Source organism: Streptococcus infantis (assembly GCF_021497965.1).
GTDB lineage: Bacteria > Bacillota > Bacilli > Lactobacillales > Streptococcaceae > Streptococcus > Streptococcus infantis_B.
Map to the genome: position 1 here is coordinate 673,842 of NZ_CP046525.1, position 16,689 is coordinate 690,530.

General features: G+C 39.5%; 14 protein-coding genes and 2 pseudogenes. 15 read left to right on the forward strand and 1 reads right to left on the reverse strand.

The features are described from left to right. Positions 1-92 precede the first annotated feature (92 nt). The 9 genes and pseudogenes from GOM46_RS03350 (at position 93) to alaS (ending at position 9,937) form a co-directional block, all read left to right on the forward strand. Positions 93-1,250: an ABC transporter ATP-binding protein gene (locus tag GOM46_RS03350; RefSeq protein WP_006150793.1), complete on the forward strand. Its 1,158-nt coding sequence runs from the start codon at positions 93-95 to the stop codon at positions 1,248-1,250. Then, entirely contained in the window at positions 1,231-2,037 is an 807-nt protein-coding gene (locus GOM46_RS03355; protein WP_016466000.1) for an ABC transporter permease, read from the forward strand. The genes GOM46_RS03350 and GOM46_RS03355 overlap by 20 nt, the downstream gene beginning before the upstream one ends. Continuing rightward, complete coding sequence (locus GOM46_RS03360; protein WP_235084033.1) at positions 2,034-2,807, forward strand: ABC transporter permease; 774 nt, start codon at positions 2,034-2,036, stop codon at positions 2,805-2,807. Before GOM46_RS03355 ends, GOM46_RS03360 begins: the two co-directional genes overlap by 4 nt. After that, positions 2,804-3,874, forward strand: a complete 1,071-nt coding sequence (locus tag GOM46_RS03365; protein ID WP_235084034.1) for an ABC transporter substrate-binding protein — start codon at positions 2,804-2,806, stop codon at positions 3,872-3,874. Before GOM46_RS03360 ends, GOM46_RS03365 begins: the two co-directional genes overlap by 4 nt. A 146-nt stretch (positions 3,875-4,020) precedes the next feature. Continuing rightward, a pseudogene (locus GOM46_RS08365) lies at positions 4,021-4,283 on the forward strand (hypothetical protein). Positions 4,284-4,426: 143 nt separating this feature from the next. Further along, entirely contained in the window at positions 4,427-5,332 is a 906-nt protein-coding gene (locus GOM46_RS03370; protein ID WP_235084035.1) for a GIY-YIG nuclease family protein, read from the forward strand. A gap of 758 nt (positions 5,333-6,090) precedes the next feature. Continuing rightward, positions 6,091-6,546 (forward strand): annotated as a pseudogene (locus tag GOM46_RS03375) (PASTA domain-containing protein); the annotation flags it as partial. Positions 6,547-6,817: 271 nt separating this feature from the next. Then, complete coding sequence (locus GOM46_RS03380) at positions 6,818-7,303, forward strand: LURP-one-related/scramblase family protein (RefSeq protein ID WP_235084036.1); 486 nt, start codon at positions 6,818-6,820, stop codon at positions 7,301-7,303. Positions 7,304-7,318: 15 nt separating this feature from the next. Then, positions 7,319-9,937: an alanine--tRNA ligase gene (gene alaS / locus GOM46_RS03385; protein ID WP_235084037.1), complete on the forward strand. Its 2,619-nt coding sequence runs from the start codon at positions 7,319-7,321 to the stop codon at positions 9,935-9,937. An 83-nt stretch (positions 9,938-10,020) separates the two neighbouring features. On the opposite strand, the gene gdhA is transcribed toward alaS, so the two are convergent. After that, positions 10,021-11,367: an NADP-specific glutamate dehydrogenase gene (gene gdhA, locus GOM46_RS03390; protein ID WP_235084038.1), complete on the reverse strand. Its 1,347-nt coding sequence runs from the start codon at positions 11,365-11,367 to the stop codon at positions 10,021-10,023. Positions 11,368-11,595: 228 nt separating this feature from the next. Between gdhA and GOM46_RS03395 the strand changes: the two genes are divergently transcribed. From GOM46_RS03395 to GOM46_RS03420, 6 genes are all read left to right on the forward strand, one after another. Continuing rightward, on the forward strand, positions 11,596-12,531 hold the full coding sequence (locus GOM46_RS03395; protein ID WP_235084039.1) for a dihydroorotate oxidase: 936 nt from the start codon (positions 11,596-11,598) through the stop codon (positions 12,529-12,531). Positions 12,532-12,563: 32 nt separating this feature from the next. Beyond that, positions 12,564-13,601 carry a DNA polymerase III subunit delta gene (gene holA, locus GOM46_RS03400; RefSeq protein ID WP_235084040.1) on the forward strand — a complete coding sequence of 346 codons (1,038 nt, stop codon included), beginning with the start codon at positions 12,564-12,566 and terminating at the stop codon, positions 13,599-13,601. Positions 13,602-13,670: 69 nt separating this feature from the next. Beyond that, entirely contained in the window at positions 13,671-14,276 is a 606-nt protein-coding gene (gene sodA, locus GOM46_RS03405; protein ID WP_214262072.1) for a superoxide dismutase SodA, read from the forward strand. Between the two features lie 151 nt (positions 14,277-14,427). Then, positions 14,428-15,336, forward strand: coding sequence for a LysR family transcriptional regulator (locus tag GOM46_RS03410; RefSeq protein WP_070459568.1), 909 nt, complete (start codon positions 14,428-14,430; stop codon positions 15,334-15,336). Next, positions 15,333-15,794 carry a signal peptidase II gene (gene lspA, locus GOM46_RS03415; protein WP_235084041.1) on the forward strand — a complete coding sequence of 154 codons (462 nt, stop codon included), beginning with the start codon at positions 15,333-15,335 and terminating at the stop codon, positions 15,792-15,794. The genes GOM46_RS03410 and lspA overlap by 4 nt, the downstream gene beginning before the upstream one ends. Beyond that, positions 15,784-16,674, forward strand: coding sequence for an RluA family pseudouridine synthase (locus tag GOM46_RS03420; protein ID WP_235084042.1), 891 nt, complete (start codon positions 15,784-15,786; stop codon positions 16,672-16,674). Before lspA ends, GOM46_RS03420 begins: the two co-directional genes overlap by 11 nt. Positions 16,675-16,689 lie beyond the last annotated feature (15 nt).

Consider the following 16,689-nt stretch of genomic DNA (forward strand, 5'->3'; position numbering starts at 1 on the left):
GAGATTTAGGCCATTTTATGTCCTAAGCTTCTTTCTAGCATTCAAAAAGGTCCCAATCTGTTAATTTACGAAGAAAAAGGAATTTAGAGGAATTGAAAAAACCAATTATCGAATTCAGAAACGTTTCTAAAGTTTTTGAAGATAGCGACACCAAGGTTCTCAAGGATATTAACTTTGAGTTGGAAGAAGGAAAATTTTACACACTGCTAGGAGCGTCTGGTTCAGGGAAATCAACTATTCTCAATATCATCGCAGGTTTGCTGGATGCAACGACTGGTGATATTTTGTTGGACGGCGTGCGAATCAATGATATCCCGACCAATAAGCGTGATGTTCATACTGTCTTCCAGTCTTATGCCTTGTTCCCACATATGAATGTCTTTGAAAATGTTGCCTTTCCATTGCGTTTGCGTAAGGTCGATAAGAAAGAAATCGAACGACGTGTGCTAGAAGTACTTAAGATGGTACAGTTGGAAGGTTTCGAGAAACGTTCCATTCGTAAGCTTTCGGGAGGACAACGTCAACGTGTAGCGATTGCGCGTGCGATTATCAACCAACCACGTGTGGTCCTCTTGGATGAGCCTTTGTCAGCTCTTGACCTGAAGTTACGAACCGACATGCAGTACGAACTCCGTGAATTGCAACAACGATTGGGTATTACCTTTGTTTTTGTTACCCACGATCAGGAAGAAGCTCTTGCCATGAGTGACTGGATTTTCGTTATGAATGACGGTGAAATTGTTCAGTCAGGTACACCAGTGGACATCTACGATGAGCCCATCAACCACTTTGTTGCAACTTTTATCGGTGAATCAAACATCTTGCCAGGAACCATGATTGAGGACTACTTGGTCGAGTTTAACGGCAAACGCTTTGAAGCGGTCGACGGTGGTATGAAGCCAAATGAACCAGTCGAAGTCGTCATTCGTCCAGAAGACTTGCGCATTACCCTTCCAGAAGAAGGGAAGCTCCAAGTGAAGGTTGATACCCAGCTTTTCCGTGGGGTTCACTATGAGATTATCGCCTATGATGAACTCGGCAATGAATGGATGATTCACTCAACTCGTAAGGCTATCGTTGGTGAGGAAATCGGTCTGGACTTTGAACCAGAAGATATCCACATCATGCGTCTCAATGAAACAGAAGAAGAGTTTGATGCTCGTATCGAAGAGTACGTAGAAATCGAAGAGCATGAAGCAGGTTTGATTAACGCTATTGAGGAGGAAAGAGATGAAGAAAACAACCTCTAAACTCTTTGTAGTGCCTTACATGCTTTGGATTGCACTCTTTGTATTGGCCCCCTTGGTCTTGATTTTCGGACAATCCTTTTTCAACATCGAAGGCCAGTTCAGTTTAGAAAACTATAAATCCTACTTTGCGTCACAAAACTTGACCTATCTCAAAATGAGTTTTAACTCAGTGCTCTATGCAGGTATTGTAACTCTAGTGACGCTACTTATCAGCTATCCAACAGCCCTATTTTTGACTCGTCTCAAACACCGTCAACTCTGGCTTATGCTGATTATTTTGCCAACCTGGATCAACTTGCTCCTTAAGGCCTATGCCTTTATCGGTATTTTTGGTCAAAATGGCTCTATTAATCAATTCCTAGAATTTATTGGAATTGGTTCGCAGCAGTTGCTCTTTACAGATTTCTCATTTATCTTTGTTGCAAGCTATATTGAACTTCCATTTATGATTTTGCCCATCTTCAATGTTTTGGATGATATGGATAACAATCTCATTAATGCCAGCTATGACCTCGGTGCAACCAAATGGGAGACTTTCCGTCATGTCATCTTCCCTCTTTCTATGAATGGAGTGCGAAGTGGTGTCCAATCTGTCTTTATCCCTAGTTTAAGTCTTTTCATGTTGACCCGTTTGATTGGGGGGAACCGAGTGATTACCTTGGGGACTGCCATCGAGCAGAACTTCCTAACCAACGACAACTATGGTATGGGTTCAACTATCGGTGTTGTTCTTATCCTGACTATGTTCGTCACTATGTGGGTGACTAAGGAAAGGAGAGAACGATGAAAAAATTATCGAATCTTTACCTAGCCTTCGTCTTTATCGTCCTCTATCTGCCAATCTTCTACTTGATTGGTTATGCCTTCAATGCTGGGGATGATATGAATAGTTTTACAGGTTTTAGCTTATCTCACTTTGAAACTATGTTTGGTGATGGAAGGCTCATGTTAATTTTAGTTCAAACCTTTTTACTAGCTTTTCTATCAGCCTTGATTGCGACAGTGATTGGGACTTTTGGTGCCATCTACATCTACCAATCACGAAAGAGATACCAAGAAGCCTTTCTATCACTCAATAACATTTTGATGGTTGCTCCAGATGTTATGATTGGTGCTAGTTTCTTGATTCTCTTTACACAACTCAAGTTTTCACTTGGATTTTTGACAGTTCTATCTAGTCATGTGGCCTTTTCAATTCCAATCGTAGTGCTCATGGTCTTGCCTCAATTGAAAGAGATGAATGGAGATATGATTCATGCAGCCTATGACCTTGGAGCTAGTCAGTTCCAGATGTTCAAGGAAATTATGCTTCCTTACCTAACACCGTCTATCATTGCAGGTTACTTCATGGCTTTCACCTATTCCTTAGATGACTTTGCCGTGACCTTCTTTGTAACGGGGAATGGTTTTTCAACCTTGTCAGTCGAGATCTACTCTCGAGCTCGTAAGGGAATTTCGCTAGAAATCAATGCCCTTTCAGCCCTAGTCTTTCTTTTTAGTATTATCTTGGTTGTCGGCTATTACTTTATTTCGCGTGAGAAGGAGGAGAAAGCATGAAAAAGCTCTATTCATTTTTAGCAGGAATTCTTGCGATTATTCTCGTCTTGTGGGGAATTTCTTACCATCTTGATAGTAAAATCAATAGCCGTGATAGTCAAAAATTGGTTATCTACAACTGGGGAGACTATATCGACCCTGAACTTCTGGAAAAATTTACAGAAGAAACGGGAATCCAAGTTCAGTACGAAACCTTTGATTCTAACGAAGCCATGTACACGAAAATCAAGCAGGGTGGAACAACCTATGATATTGCTATCCCGAGTGAGTACATGATTAACAAGATGAAGGACGAAGATCTTCTAGTGCCTCTGGATTATAGTAAGATTGAGGGAATTGAGAATATCGGTCCAGAGTTTCTCAACCAGTCTTTTGACCCAAACAACCAGTACTCAATCCCATACTTCTGGGGAACATTGGGAATTGTTTATAATGAAACCATGGTGGAAGAAGCGCCTGAACATTGGGATGACCTCTGGAAACCAGAATACAAGGATTCAATCATGCTCTTTGATGGGGCGCGTGAAGTGCTTGGGTTAGGTCTTAACTCACTAGGCTATAGCCTCAACTCTAAAGATCCACAACAACTGTCACAAACGGTCGATAAACTTTATGAGCTAACTCCTAATATCAAGGCTATTGTAGCCGATGAGATGAAGGGTTACATGATTCAGAATAACGCTGCCATCGGTGTGACTTTCTCAGGGGAAGCTAGCCAGATGTTGGAAAAGAATCCTAACCTCAAATTCGTCGTACCTACAGAAGCAAGTAACCTCTGGTTTGACAATATGGTCATTCCTAAAACAGTTAAGAATCAGGATGCAGCTTATACCTTCATCAACTTCATGTTAAAACCTGAAAATGCTCTCAAGAATGCAGAGTATGTCGGCTATTCAACACCAAATACAGCTGCTAAGGAAATGCTCCCAGAGGAGACAAAAGAAGACAAGTCCTTCTATCCAGATGCAGATACTATGAAACACCTAGAAGTTTATGAGAAGTTTGACCATAAATGGACAGGAATCTACAGCGACCTCTTCCTACAGTTTAAGATGTATCGGAAGTAGTGCTATAAAGTAAACGAATCAGCTAAGCTGGTTCGTTTTTTGAGTAGAAAGTAATTTGTATAGTTGTTTATTTTTACTATCCTATTTGCTTATTTTATAGCCTCGTAGTATACTAAGTTTATACGAATAGAAAGCGGTAACAAATCATGAAAATGTCTACTTTTTTCAAAAAAGTTACTGGCCAACCTTTTTGATTGTTAACGAAACAATTATACTATTCCATTTAAAGGATGGCTTGGATCGGCAATATCTAACAACGGATTCCATACATTTGGTGATAGGTTACTTTATATTTGCAAATATTTTCATAGCTATCCTTAGTAATTCGAAAATTTGGAATAAAAGTTGGGATAAAAAGAAAAATGGCAGTAAGAAAAAATATATCCTAAAAAGTAATCTGAGATTGTAGGGAATGTTTTTTTAATAGAATATAATTTCCAGAAATTTTTGAAAAAAATTAATACCTTGACTGCTATTAAGGTCTTTTTTATAATAATATATGAGAGCGGAATTATGCATATACTCTCTATAAAAATTAAAGGGAAATGCAATATGGATAATAAGATATATTTGAAGGATATTTTCAGATTTAATGAGCTGTTATCGCAATTAGAGTACAAAGGTTGTCGTATTAAGTTGAGATTTAATAAGAATTGGGATGATTACAGTTTTGTTGAAGATTATATCAGTGGATCTGAAGATTTTTTACCTTGGATTTTAAGTAATGGTTCAGATAGAAAAAGTCGAAATCGTAGAAATGAAATTCAGTTTCAATTTATAGAAGTAGAGTACCATAAATGGCTTTTTGTTGGTGCCTATCTTATAAAAGAAAAGAATAGTCAGATAAAGAAAGTGGCCTATGGGAACCATCATGTCAAGTTTGCTTTAGCTGAACGATTAAAAGAGTATGATAAGTTTATAGAAAAAGTTTTGGTCAATCATACCAACACAGGCCAATCATGGTTTTATGTCAATCCTAAAATAATTGAATCAGTTGTAGTAGAATCTGTAAGCAGTATCTCCTATTTTAATCAAACATCTCAATTTCCAGGTTATGAAAATATCTCATTTTCTTACCAAGAATTAAAGAAAAATTGGGCAAATAGTTCTTGGCGACAATATCTTTCAGCTGTTTATGGTGTCTATGTTATTACTGATGCTAAGACAGGAAAGCTTTATGTTGGTTCTGCTTATGGAGATAATGGAGTTTATGGAAGATGGTCTACATACTTAAGTGAAGGTTATGATAAATCCGAAATGGAAGAAAATCGTTATCCAAATAAAAGATTGTATGAAATAGTCGAAAAATATGGAATAAGTTATATTAAAAAGTATTTCCAATATAGTTTATTAGAGATTTTTCCAAAGAATGAAGTTGGAAAACAAAAGGCACTCCAACGTGAACGATATTGGAAGAAAGTATTAAAATCTAAGGAACATGGTTATAATGCAAACTAGGAGGGAATATGAATAGTCTGAATGATTGGGAAAAAGCTCGTCGAGAAGAAGAATTGAATCAAGAGCTAAAAAGACAAAATAACTTGTTGGAACAGCAGAGATGGGAACAGCAGTTTTCTAACCAAAAGCAACAGGCAGCACTAGATGAACAAAATCGTCTTGCTAGAGAACAAAAAGAAACATTAAAAGAGAGAAATGAGTTAGAACGTCAGAGGCAATGGGATGAAGAATCTCGTCATCAAAGAGAAATAGAACTGCGTATAGAACAACAATATAAAGATAATATTTTTGATTTAAAAAAACTGTGGGCTAAAGCTGAATCAGAAGACGAGAGAGGTAGGATACAGATACTTCTAGCAGAAGCAGAAACTGAATATGATGAGTATTTACTTGAGAAAGAGAGAGAACTAGAACGAAAACGTTTAGCTGCGGAGCAATTTCAATTAAAACAACAGGAAGAAATAGAACAGAATGAATTATTAGAGCGTCGTAGACAAAAAATAAGTAGAATAAAGTGGTTTTTCGGAATAGCTATAAGCTTACTTTTATTAGCGATAATTGGAACTTTTCTCATAGGTATGAGCAAGTCTAAATCATCTTATACTCATAACAGTAATAATCATTTAACTCAACCAACTACTTCAGAAACCTCGACTAGTTCAACAACCAAAAGTTCACCTAGTACTAGTAAATCTCAAGATAAACAAACTTCAACAACGTCTCCCACTACTAGACCACAGGCTACAAGAGTATATATTGGAAACTTTATTGGCCGAAAATCAATAGATGTGGTTGCTGAGCTCAAGGAGAAAAAAGTTCCTGAAAATCTCATTAAGATTGTAGAAGAAGAATCAAGTGAAACAGAGGCAGGTCTTGTTATAAAACAAAGTCTGCCAGAAGGAACCACTTATGATCTTAGTAAGGCGACGGAGATTACTTTGACCATTGCCAAGAAGGTAACAAGCGTTCCTATGCCAAGTTATATTGGATCAAGCCTTGAATTTACCAAGAATAACTTGATTCAGATAGTCGGTGTTAAAGAGGCAAATATTGAAGTGATAGAGGTCTCTACAGCACCAGAAGGGACTGTTGAGGATACTGTGGTTAGTCAAAGTCCAAAACCAGGTGAAGGTGTAGATTTGAACAATACACGAATTAAAATTTCAATATATAAGCCCAAAACTACTCAAACATCACAAGGCCGCTCTAGGTAAATTAAGAGATTTAAAGCTAAATTTATGATTCATGGCATTTACCTTGACCCCAAGATAAAAAAACGGTATAATAATAGAGTTGAGAATTGATTTTCTCCCCATCTTAGTTCAGAGAATTGGCGGTGCTGCGAGCCATCTAAGATAGAAAATCATGCTACTCGATTGTAACAATTGCATAAGAATCAAGAATGACAAGTTCATTGAATGAAGGTGGTACCGCGGTTTTTCGCCCTTCGTGATATGGATTTGTCTTTTATTTTTGGAGGTGCTTATGAGAAGATTTCTTGTCAAACAAAAATTTCGCCTAGGTGGTGAACGCTTTGATATCAAGGATGAGTTAGGCAATGTCGCCTATCAGGTTGAAGGTTCTTTCTTTAAGATTCCAAAGACCTTTACCATCTATGATACAGTTGGTGAACAGGTCAGTGGAATTAGTAAAGAAATTCTTACCTTCATGCCACGTTTTGAGATTCAACTAAGTAATGGAGATAGTTTCTATATCCGAAAGAAGTTGACTTTCTTTAGAGATAAGTATGAATTTGACAACCTTGGTCTTCGTATCGAAGGAAATATTTGGGATTTGAATTTTAAACTCCTAGATGATCGTGATCAAGTGATTGCGGAGATTGCCAAGGAACTCTTCCATTTAACCTCTACCTATTCCGTAACAGTCTACGACGAATCTTATGCAGACCTAGTTATTTCCCTCTGCGTTGCTATCGACTATGTGGAAATGCTAGAAAGCCAATCTAATTAGTAAAAAGGAGACATTATGAAACAATTATCTAGTGCACAAGTCCGCCAAATGTGGCTTGATTTCTGGGCAAGTAAAGGCCACTCAGTAGAACCATCTGTTAGCTTGGTTCCAGTAAACGATCCAACACTTTTGTGGATCAACTCAGGGGTCGCAACCCTTAAGAAATACTTTGATGGAACTATCAAACCTGAAAATCCACGTATTACCAATGCGCAAAAAGCCATCCGTACCAATGATATCGAAAACGTAGGGAAGACTGCTCGTCACCATACTATGTTTGAAATGTTGGGGAACTTCTCAATCGGTGATTACTTCCGTGATGAAGCCATTACTTGGGCATATGAGCTTTTGACAAGTCCTGAGTGGTTTGACTTCCCTAAAGACAAACTCTACATGACCTACTATCCAGATGATACAGATTCTTACAACCGCTGGATTGAAGTAGGAGTGGACCCAAGCCACTTGATCCCAATCGAAGACAACTTCTGGGAAATCGGTGCGGGACCTTCTGGACCTGATACAGAAATCTTCTTCGACCGTGGAGAAGCCTTTGACCCAGAAAATATCGGTATTCGCCTTCTTGCAGAAGATATTGAAAACGACCGTTATATCGAAATCTGGAACATCGTTTTATCACAATTTAACGCAGACCCTGCGGTACCTCGTAGCGAATACAAGGAATTGCCACACAAGAACATTGATACGGGCGCTGGTTTGGAGCGTTTGGTAGCAGTGATCCAAGGGGCGAAGACAAACTTTGAAACAGACCTCTTCATGCCAATTATTCGTGAAGTGGAGAAGTTATCTGGTAAGGTCTACGACCAAGATGGCGACAACATGAGCTTCAAGGTTATTGCAGACCACATCCGTTCGCTTTCATTTGCGATTGGGGATGGTGCCCTTCCTGGAAATGAAGGTCGTGGTTATGTCCTTCGTCGTCTCCTCCGTCGTGCCTCTATGCATGGTCAAAAATTGGGAATCAACGAGCCTTTCCTTTACAAACTCGTTCCAACTGTTGGAAAAATCATGGAAAGCTACTACCCAGAAGTGCTTGAAAAACGCGACTTTATCGAAAAAATCGTCAAGAGCGAGGAAGAGTCATTTGCTCGTACACTTCACTCAGGTCAACACTTTGCAGAAACCATCGTAGCAGACTTGAAAGAAAAAGGTCAAACGGTTATCGCTGGTCAAGATGTCTTCAAACTCTATGATACATATGGATTCCCAGTAGAATTGACAGAAGAAATCGCAGAAGAAGCTGGAATGACTGTCGATCGTGAAGGCTTTGAAGCAGCCATGAAAGAACAACAAGAACGTGCGCGTGCGTCAGCTGTTAAAGGTGGCTCAATGGGTATGCAAAACGAAACCCTTCAAAACATCACTGTTGAGAGTGTCTTCAACTACAATGCTAGCCAATTGTCTTCTAAGTTAGTGGCTATCGTAGCGGATAATGCTGAAGTAGAAGCTGTATCAGAAGGGACTGCATCTCTTATCTTTGCAGAAACACCATTTTACGCTGAAATGGGTGGACAGGTTGCGGACCACGGTCAAATCTTGGATGCTGCAGGAAACGTCGTAGCGAATGTGACAGACGTTCAAAAGGCACCAAATGGACAAGCACTCCATACCGTTGAAGTTCTTGCACCACTTGCTTTGAACCAAGAATACACCTTGGCAATTGATACTAATCGTCGTCATCGTGTCATGAAGAACCACACAGCCACTCACTTGCTCCATGCAGCTCTTCATAATATCCTTGGCCACCATGCTACTCAAGCAGGATCTCTGAATGAAGTGGAATTCCTTCGCTTTGACTTCACCCACTTCCAAGCTGTGACTCCTGAAGAATTGCGCGCCATTGAGCAACAAGTCAATGAAAAGATTTGGGAAGCCATTGCAGTGGAAACTGTTGAGACAGACATTGACACCGCTAAAGAAATGGGAGCTATGGCCCTCTTTGGTGAGAAATACGGTAAAGAAGTCCGTGTTGTCACCATTGGTAATTACTCAGTTGAGCTCTGTGGTGGTACTCACGTAGGTAATACATCTGAAATTGGTCTCTTCAAGATTGTCAAAGAAGAAGGTATCGGATCAGGAACTCGTCGTATCTTGGCAGTAACTGGTAAGGAAGCCTTTGAAGCTTATCGTGACCAAGAAGATGCACTGAAAGCAGTCGCAGTAACCTTGAAAGCCCCTCAACTCAAGGAAGTTCCTCATAAGGTTGAAGGACTTCAAGAACAACTCCGTCAATTGCAAAAAGAAAATGCAGAATTGAAGGAAAAAGCGGCAGCAGCGGCAGCAGGCGATGTCTTCAAGAATGTTCAAGAAGCAAACGGCCACCGTTACATTGCCAGCCAAGTATCTGTTTCAGACGCGGGTGCCCTTCGTACCTTTGCGGATAACTGGAAACAAAAAGACTATTCGGATGTGCTTGTTCTTGTCGCAGCCATCGGTGACAAGGTGAATGTCCTTGTAGCCAGCAAGACAAAAGAGGTCCATGCAGGTAATGTGATCAAAGAATTGGCTCCAATCGTTGATGGACGTGGTGGTGGTAAACCAGACATGGCCATGGCAGGAGGAAGCAACCAAGCGAAAATCCAAGAATTGTTGGATGCGGTAGCAGGTAAATTATAATCAAGTAAATACCTATCCATTTGGATAGGTATTTTTTGTATAAGAAAAACTCCTCGCTGAAAGTGAGGAGTTCATTTTTGGAATTACACAATCCCTTGAGCGATCATAGCGTTTGCTACGTTTTCGAAGGCTGCAATGTTTGCACCTGCAAGGTAGTCAGTACCAAGACCGTATGTTTCTGCAGTTGTTTTAGCAGTGTTGAAGATATTAGTCATAATATCTTTCAAACGACCGTCAACTTCTTCACGTGTCCATGAAAGGCGGAGGCTGTTTTGGCTCATTTCAAGAGCTGATACAGCTACACCACCAGCATTGGCAGCTTTGGCAGGTCCGTAAAGGATTCCATTTTCCTTATAGACTTTGATAGCTTCAAGATCGCTAGGCATGTTAGCTCCTTCAGATACACAGATAACTCCTTGAGCAACCAAGCGTTTAGCAGCTTCACCGTTGATTTCGTTTTGAGTCGCACATGGAAGAGCGATATCGTAGTTTCCAGTGTAAGTCCATACAGAACCTTCGTGGTATGTAGCAGTTGGTTTTTCTGCAGCATACTCAGTCAAACGAGCACGACGTTTTTCTTTAACATCTGTAAGAAGGTCAAAGTCGATACCATTTTCATCGATGACATAACCGTTTGAGTCAGAGACTGAGATAACAGTTGCACCTAGTTCAGTTGCTTTTTGAAGAGCGTATTGTGCAACGTTACCAGAACCTGAAATCACCACTTTCTTACCAGCAAAACTGTTTCCGTTAGCTTTAAGCATTTCTTCAGTGTAGTATACCAATCCATAACCAGTTGCTTCTGGACGAATCAAGCTACCACCAAATCCAAGCGGTTTACCAGTCAAGACACCAGCATCAAATTGGTTGAGGCGTTTGTATTGTCCGTAAAGGTAACCAATCTCACGTCCTCCAACACCGATATCACCAGCAGGTACGTCAAGAGATGGTCCGATGTATTTTTGCAATTCAGTCATGAAGCTTTGGCAGAAACACATTACTTCAGCATCAGTTTTGCCTTTAGGATCGAAGTCTGATCCACCTTTACCTCCACCGATTGGAAGTCCAGTCAAAACGTTTTTAAAGATTTGTTCGAATCCGAGGAATTTCAAGATCCCTTGGTTTACAGTTGGGTGGAAACGAAGTCCGCCTTTATATGGTCCAACAGCTGAGTTAAATTGAACACGGTAACCACGGTTAACTTGAACTTTTCCATCACGGTCAACCCAAGGAACACGGAAAGAAATTACGCGCTCAGGCTCAGTGATACGTGCCAAGATATTTTCTTCAATATACTCAGGGTGTTTTTCAAAGACAGGCTCCAAAGTGCTGAAGAATTCTTCAACCGCCTGGAGAAATTCAGCCTCATGCCCGTTACGAGTTTTTACAGTTTCAAACACGCTTTGGATATATTCTTTAGCAGATGTCATATCGTTCTCCTTTTTGTTGTCATATTTTATTACATGAGACATTATAGCAGAAAAATTTTTTACTGTAAAGGAAAAAACACAAATTTTCTAAAAATTCTTTCAATTTAGCAACAGCTCTATTTTTCAGCTAAAAAAGCCAACATTTTTATAAGGTCAGTTTTATTAAAAAGGTCCTATCAAAGTATGGTATAATAGTAGAGATATTAAGGAATCTGGAGGAATAGAATCATGGTATCAACTAAAACACAGATTGCTGGTTTTGAATTTGATAATTGCTTGATGAATGCGGCAGGAGTTGCTTGTATGACCATTGAGGAATTGGAAGGTGTTAAAAACTCAGCAGCAGGAACCTTTGTCACTAAAACAGCAACCTTGGAATTTCGTCAGGGGAATCCTGAACCACGCTACCAAGATGTTCCACTTGGCTCTATCAACTCTATGGGTCTGCCAAATAATGGTTTAGACTATTACTTGAACTACCTTTTGGAATTGCAAGAAAAGGAACCAAATCGTACCTTCTTTCTATCTTTAGTTGGAATGTCTCCAGAGGAAACTCATACCATTTTGAAGAAGGTTCAAGAGAGTGATTTCCGTGGTTTAACTGAACTCAATCTCTCATGCCCAAATGTTCCAGGAAAACCTCAGATTGCCTATGATTTTGAAACAACAGACCGTATCTTATCAGAAGTCTTTGAGTATTTTACAAAACCTCTAGGAATTAAGCTTCCACCTTATTTTGATATTGTACATTTTGATCAAGCAGCAGCTATTTTTAACAAATATCCACTTAAGTTTGTCAATTGTGTCAACTCTATCGGAAATGGTCTTTATATTCAAGATGAGTCGGTCGTGATTCGTCCAAAGAACGGCTTTGGTGGAATCGGTGGAGAATACATCAAACCTACTGCCCTTGCAAATGTCCATGCTTTCTACCAACGCTTAAATCCAGAAATCCAAATCATTGGAACTGGTGGGGTGCTTACAGGACGTGATGCTTTTGAACATATTTTATGTGGTGCTAGCATGGTACAAGTAGGAACTACTCTTCATAAAGAAGGAGTAGGTGCTTTTGAGCGTATTACCAAGGAACTCAAAGAAATCATGGTGGAAAAAGGTTACGAAAACTTAGATGATTTCCGTGGAAAATTACATTATATTGATTAAAGAAAAGCGAAACTAAAAAGAAAGGAGAATAGATGCTAGCCATAGAAGAAAGCCGAAAACTGTCCTTAGCTAACCTCCCGAGTTTGACTATGTTTACAGGGGTCGATCAAGGTCAGTATGACGTCATGAAAACACAGGTTCTTAAGCAAATCGGCTACGATCCTGCAGATTTGAACTTTGCTTATTTTGACATGAAAGAAGTAGACTACAAAAGCTTGGAACTAGAGCTAGTTAGTCTTCCTTTCTTTGCGGATGAAAAGATTGTTATTTTAGATCATTTTCTCGATATAACGACAGCTAAAAAACGCTATCTATCTGATGATGAACTTAAGTCTTTTGAAGCCTATCTGGAAAATCCTTTACCTTCTAGTAAACTAGTCATTTTTGCTGAAGGGAAGTTGGATAGTAAGAGACGTTTGGTTAAATTGCTCAAGCGGGATGCGACAGTTTTTGAAGCCATCGAGCCAAAAGAGCAAGAAATACGAGCTTATTTTCAAAAGTGGGCTCAAGAATTAGGACTGACTTTTGCTGGAAAGTCCTTTGAACAGTTGCTTATCAAATCAGGTTTTCAATTTAGTGAAATTCAGAAAAATCTACTCTTCTTACAGACCTACAAGGATAATGGTGACATTACAGAAGAAGACATTGTTGAGGCCATACCAAAGACTTTGCAGGATAATATCTTTGATTTAACCCAATTGATTTTAGGGAAGAAGATTGATCAGGCGCGAGATTTAGTGAAAGATTTGACCTTGCAGGGAGAAGATGAGATTAAACTGATTGCCATTATGCTGGGACAGTTCAGACTCTATACACAGGTAAAAATATTGCAAGAGTCTGGTCAGACAGAGACTCAGATGGTCAGCAGTTTAGGTCACTATCTTGGTCGCAATCCTAATCCTTACCAAATCAAATTTGCCCTTCGTGACACGCGAGGATTGTCCTTGAATTTCTTACAGGATTCTATTCGTTATCTCATCCAGTCAGATTATCAAATTAAGACTGGTGTTTACGAAAAAGGCTACCTATTTGAGAAGGCTTTATTGCAGATTGCTAGCCAGTCGAATTGAGCAAAAAACTTGAAAAAACAGGATGATTGCGTTATCATTTTTATATAGAAAGAAAAAGAGGTATTACAGATGGCTATTATCTTACCAGATCTTCCATACGCATACGATGCATTGGAACCATACATTGATGCTGAAACAATGCACTTGCACCATGACAAACACCACCAAACATACGTAAACAACGCAAATGCAGCTCTTGAAAAACACCCTGAAATTGGTGAAGACCTCGAAGCATTGCTTGCTGACGTAGACTCTATCCCTGCTGATATCCGTCAAGCGCTTATCAACAACGGTGGTGGACACTTGAACCACGCTCTTTTCTGGGAATTAATGACTCCTGAAAAGACAGCTCCTTCAGCAGAACTTGCAGCAGCAATTGATGAAGCTTTTGGTTCATTCGAAGAATTCCAAGCAGCCTTCACTGCAGCAGCAACAACTCGTTTCGGTTCTGGATGGGCATGGTTGGTTGTTAACAAAGAAGGTAAACTTGAAGTGACTTCAACAGCAAACCAAGACACTCCAATCTCAGAAGGTAAAAAACCAATCTTGGGCTTGGACGTTTGGGAACATGCTTACTACGTGAAATACCGCAACGTTCGTCCTGACTACATCAAAGCTTTCTTCTCAGTGATTAACTGGAATAAAGTAGACGAGCTTTACGCAGCAGCTAAATAATAGTAACACTAACACCTTTTGGTTAGAATTTTATCTACCTTAAAAGGTGTTTTTTGTTTGCTTTGATTAGAACTATCTGCCTCATGATTTTCCTTTGTTGGATAGGCTTTATTTATGGTATAATGATAAGATAGAAAACGAAGGAGAAATCATGAATATTCAACAATTACGCTACGTTGTGGCTATTGCTAATAGTGGTACTTTTCGTGAAGCGGCTGAGAAGATGTACGTTAGCCAACCGAGTCTATCTATTTCTGTAAGAGACTTGGAAAAAGAGCTCGGATTCAAGATTTTCCGCAGAACCAGTTCTGGAACTTTCCTTACTCGTCGAGGTATGGAATTTTATGAAAAGGCACAAGAGTTGGTCAAAGGATTTGATGTTTTTCAGAACCAGTATGCCAATCCTGAAGAGGAAAAGGATGAGTTTTCAATAGCCAGCCAGCACTATGATTTCTTGCCACCAACCATTACAGCTTTTTCGCAACAATATCCTGAATATAAGAATTTCCGTATTTTTGAATCTACAACTGTTCAGATTTTGGATGAAGTAGCTCAAGGACATAGTGAGATTGGGATTATCTATCTCAACAATCAAAACCAAAAGGGAATCATGCAACGGGTTGAAAAGTTAGGACTTGAAGTAATTGAATTGATTCCTTTCCAAACCCATATCTATCTGCGTGAAGGACATCCTTTAGCCAAGAAAAAAGAGTTGGTTATGGAAGATTTGGCAGATTTACCAACGGTTCGATTCACACAAGAGAAGGATGAATATCTATATTACTCAGAAAACTTTGTGGATACAAGTGCCAGCTCTCAAATGTTTAATGTAACAGACCGAGCTACTTTAAATGGGATTCTTGAAAGAACAAATGCTTATGCGACTGGTTCTGGATTCTTAGATAGCGACAGTGTGAACGGAATCACCGTTATTCCATTAAATGATAATCTCAATAATCGCATGGTTTATGTGAAACGTGAAGAAGTAGACTTGAGCCAAGCAGGGACTTTATTTGTAGAGGTCATGCAAGAGTATTTTGATCAGAAGAGGAAAGCATGAAAAAAAGAGGAATAGTAGCAGGGATTATAGCAGCCTTGATTGTCTTAGATCAATTGGTAAAGTCTTATGTCGTTAAGAATATTGCTCTTGGTGAAATCAAGTCATGGATCCCAAATCTAGTCAGTTTAACCTATCTACAAAATAGGGGGGCGGCATTCTCGATGCTTCAAGATCAACAGTGGTTTTTTGCAGTGATTACCCTGGTAGTCATGGTTGGAGCTATCTGGTATCTACATAAGCATATAGAGGATTCCTCCTGGACAGTCTTTGGATTGATTTTGATTATTGCAGGTGGCCTTGGGAACTTTATCGATCGCATCAGTCAAGGATTTGTCGTGGATATGTTCCACTTAGACTTTATCAATTTCGCGATTTTCAATGTAGCTGATAGTTATCTGACAGTAGGAGTAGTTGTGTTATTGATTGCAATGCTAAAAGAGGAAATGAATGGAAATTAAAATTGAAACCGGTGGAGTACGCTTAGATAAGGCTTTGTCCGATTTGACAGAATTGTCTCGTAGTCTCGCCAATGAACAAATCAAGTCTGGTCAGGTCTTGGTCAATGGTCAGTTAAAAAAAGCTAAGTACTCGGTTCAAGAAGGGGATGTTATCACTTATCAAGTTCCAGAACCAGAAGTTTTAGAGTATGTGGCTGAAGATATTCCCTTAGAAATCATTTATCAAGATGAGGATGTAGCAGTAGTTAACAAGCCTCAAGGGATGGTCGTTCATCCAAGCGCTGGTCACACCAGTGGTACCTTGGTTAATTCCCTCATGTATCATATCAAGGACCTATCAGGCATCAATGGTGTATTGCGTCCAGGGATTGTCCATCGTATTGATAAGGATACTTCAGGTCTCTTAATGATTGCTAAAAATGATGAAGCGCATATGGCACTGGCTCAAGAATTGAAGGACAAGAAATCTCTTCGTAAGTATTGGGCTATTGTTCACGGTAATCTCCCAAATGATCGTGGAGTCATTGAAGCGCCGATCGGACGTAGTGAAAAAGACCGTAAGAAACAATCTGTTACCGCTAAAGGGAAACCAGCAGTGACACGTTTCCAAGTCTTGGAACGCTTTGGTGATTATACATTGCTGGAATTACAACTGGAAACAGGCCGAACTCATCAGATTCGTGTGCACATGGCTTATATCGGCCACCCTGTAGCTGGAGATGAGGTTTATGGACCTCGTAAAACTCTAAAGGGACATGGGCAATTTCTCCATGCCAAGACGCTTGGATTTACTCATCCAAGAACAGGTGAGACTATGGAATTTACTTCCGATATTCCAGCTATCTTTAAAGAGACTTTGGAAAAACTTCGAAATAACTAAACAAAAAGGACTCAG

Excerpts from the sequence above, each read along its gene's own strand:
- GOM46_RS03420 (WP_235084042.1), top strand. The coding sequence starts at position 15,784 with ATGGAAATTAAAATTGAAACCGGTGGAGTACGCTTAGATAAGGCTTTG.
- GOM46_RS03365 (WP_235084034.1), top strand. The coding sequence starts at position 2,804 with ATGAAAAAGCTCTATTCATTTTTAGCAGGAATTCTTGCGATTATTCTC.
- alaS (WP_235084037.1), top strand. The coding sequence starts at position 7,319 with ATGAAACAATTATCTAGTGCACAAGTCCGCCAAATGTGGCTTGATTTC.
- GOM46_RS03410 (WP_070459568.1), top strand. The coding sequence starts at position 14,428 with ATGAATATTCAACAATTACGCTACGTTGTGGCTATTGCTAATAGTGGT.
- GOM46_RS03360 (WP_235084033.1), top strand. The coding sequence starts at position 2,034 with ATGAAAAAATTATCGAATCTTTACCTAGCCTTCGTCTTTATCGTCCTC.
- holA (WP_235084040.1), top strand. The coding sequence starts at position 12,564 with ATGCTAGCCATAGAAGAAAGCCGAAAACTGTCCTTAGCTAACCTCCCG.
- gdhA (WP_235084038.1), bottom strand. The coding sequence starts at position 11,367 with ATGACATCTGCTAAAGAATATATCCAAAGCGTGTTTGAAACTGTAAAA.
- GOM46_RS03395 (WP_235084039.1), top strand. The coding sequence starts at position 11,596 with ATGGTATCAACTAAAACACAGATTGCTGGTTTTGAATTTGATAATTGC.
- GOM46_RS03355 (WP_016466000.1), top strand. The coding sequence starts at position 1,231 with ATGAAGAAAACAACCTCTAAACTCTTTGTAGTGCCTTACATGCTTTGG.
- sodA (WP_214262072.1), top strand. The coding sequence starts at position 13,671 with ATGGCTATTATCTTACCAGATCTTCCATACGCATACGATGCATTGGAA.
- GOM46_RS03370 (WP_235084035.1), top strand. The coding sequence starts at position 4,427 with ATGGATAATAAGATATATTTGAAGGATATTTTCAGATTTAATGAGCTG.
- lspA (WP_235084041.1), top strand. The coding sequence starts at position 15,333 with ATGAAAAAAAGAGGAATAGTAGCAGGGATTATAGCAGCCTTGATTGTC.
- GOM46_RS03380 (WP_235084036.1), top strand. The coding sequence starts at position 6,818 with ATGAGAAGATTTCTTGTCAAACAAAAATTTCGCCTAGGTGGTGAACGC.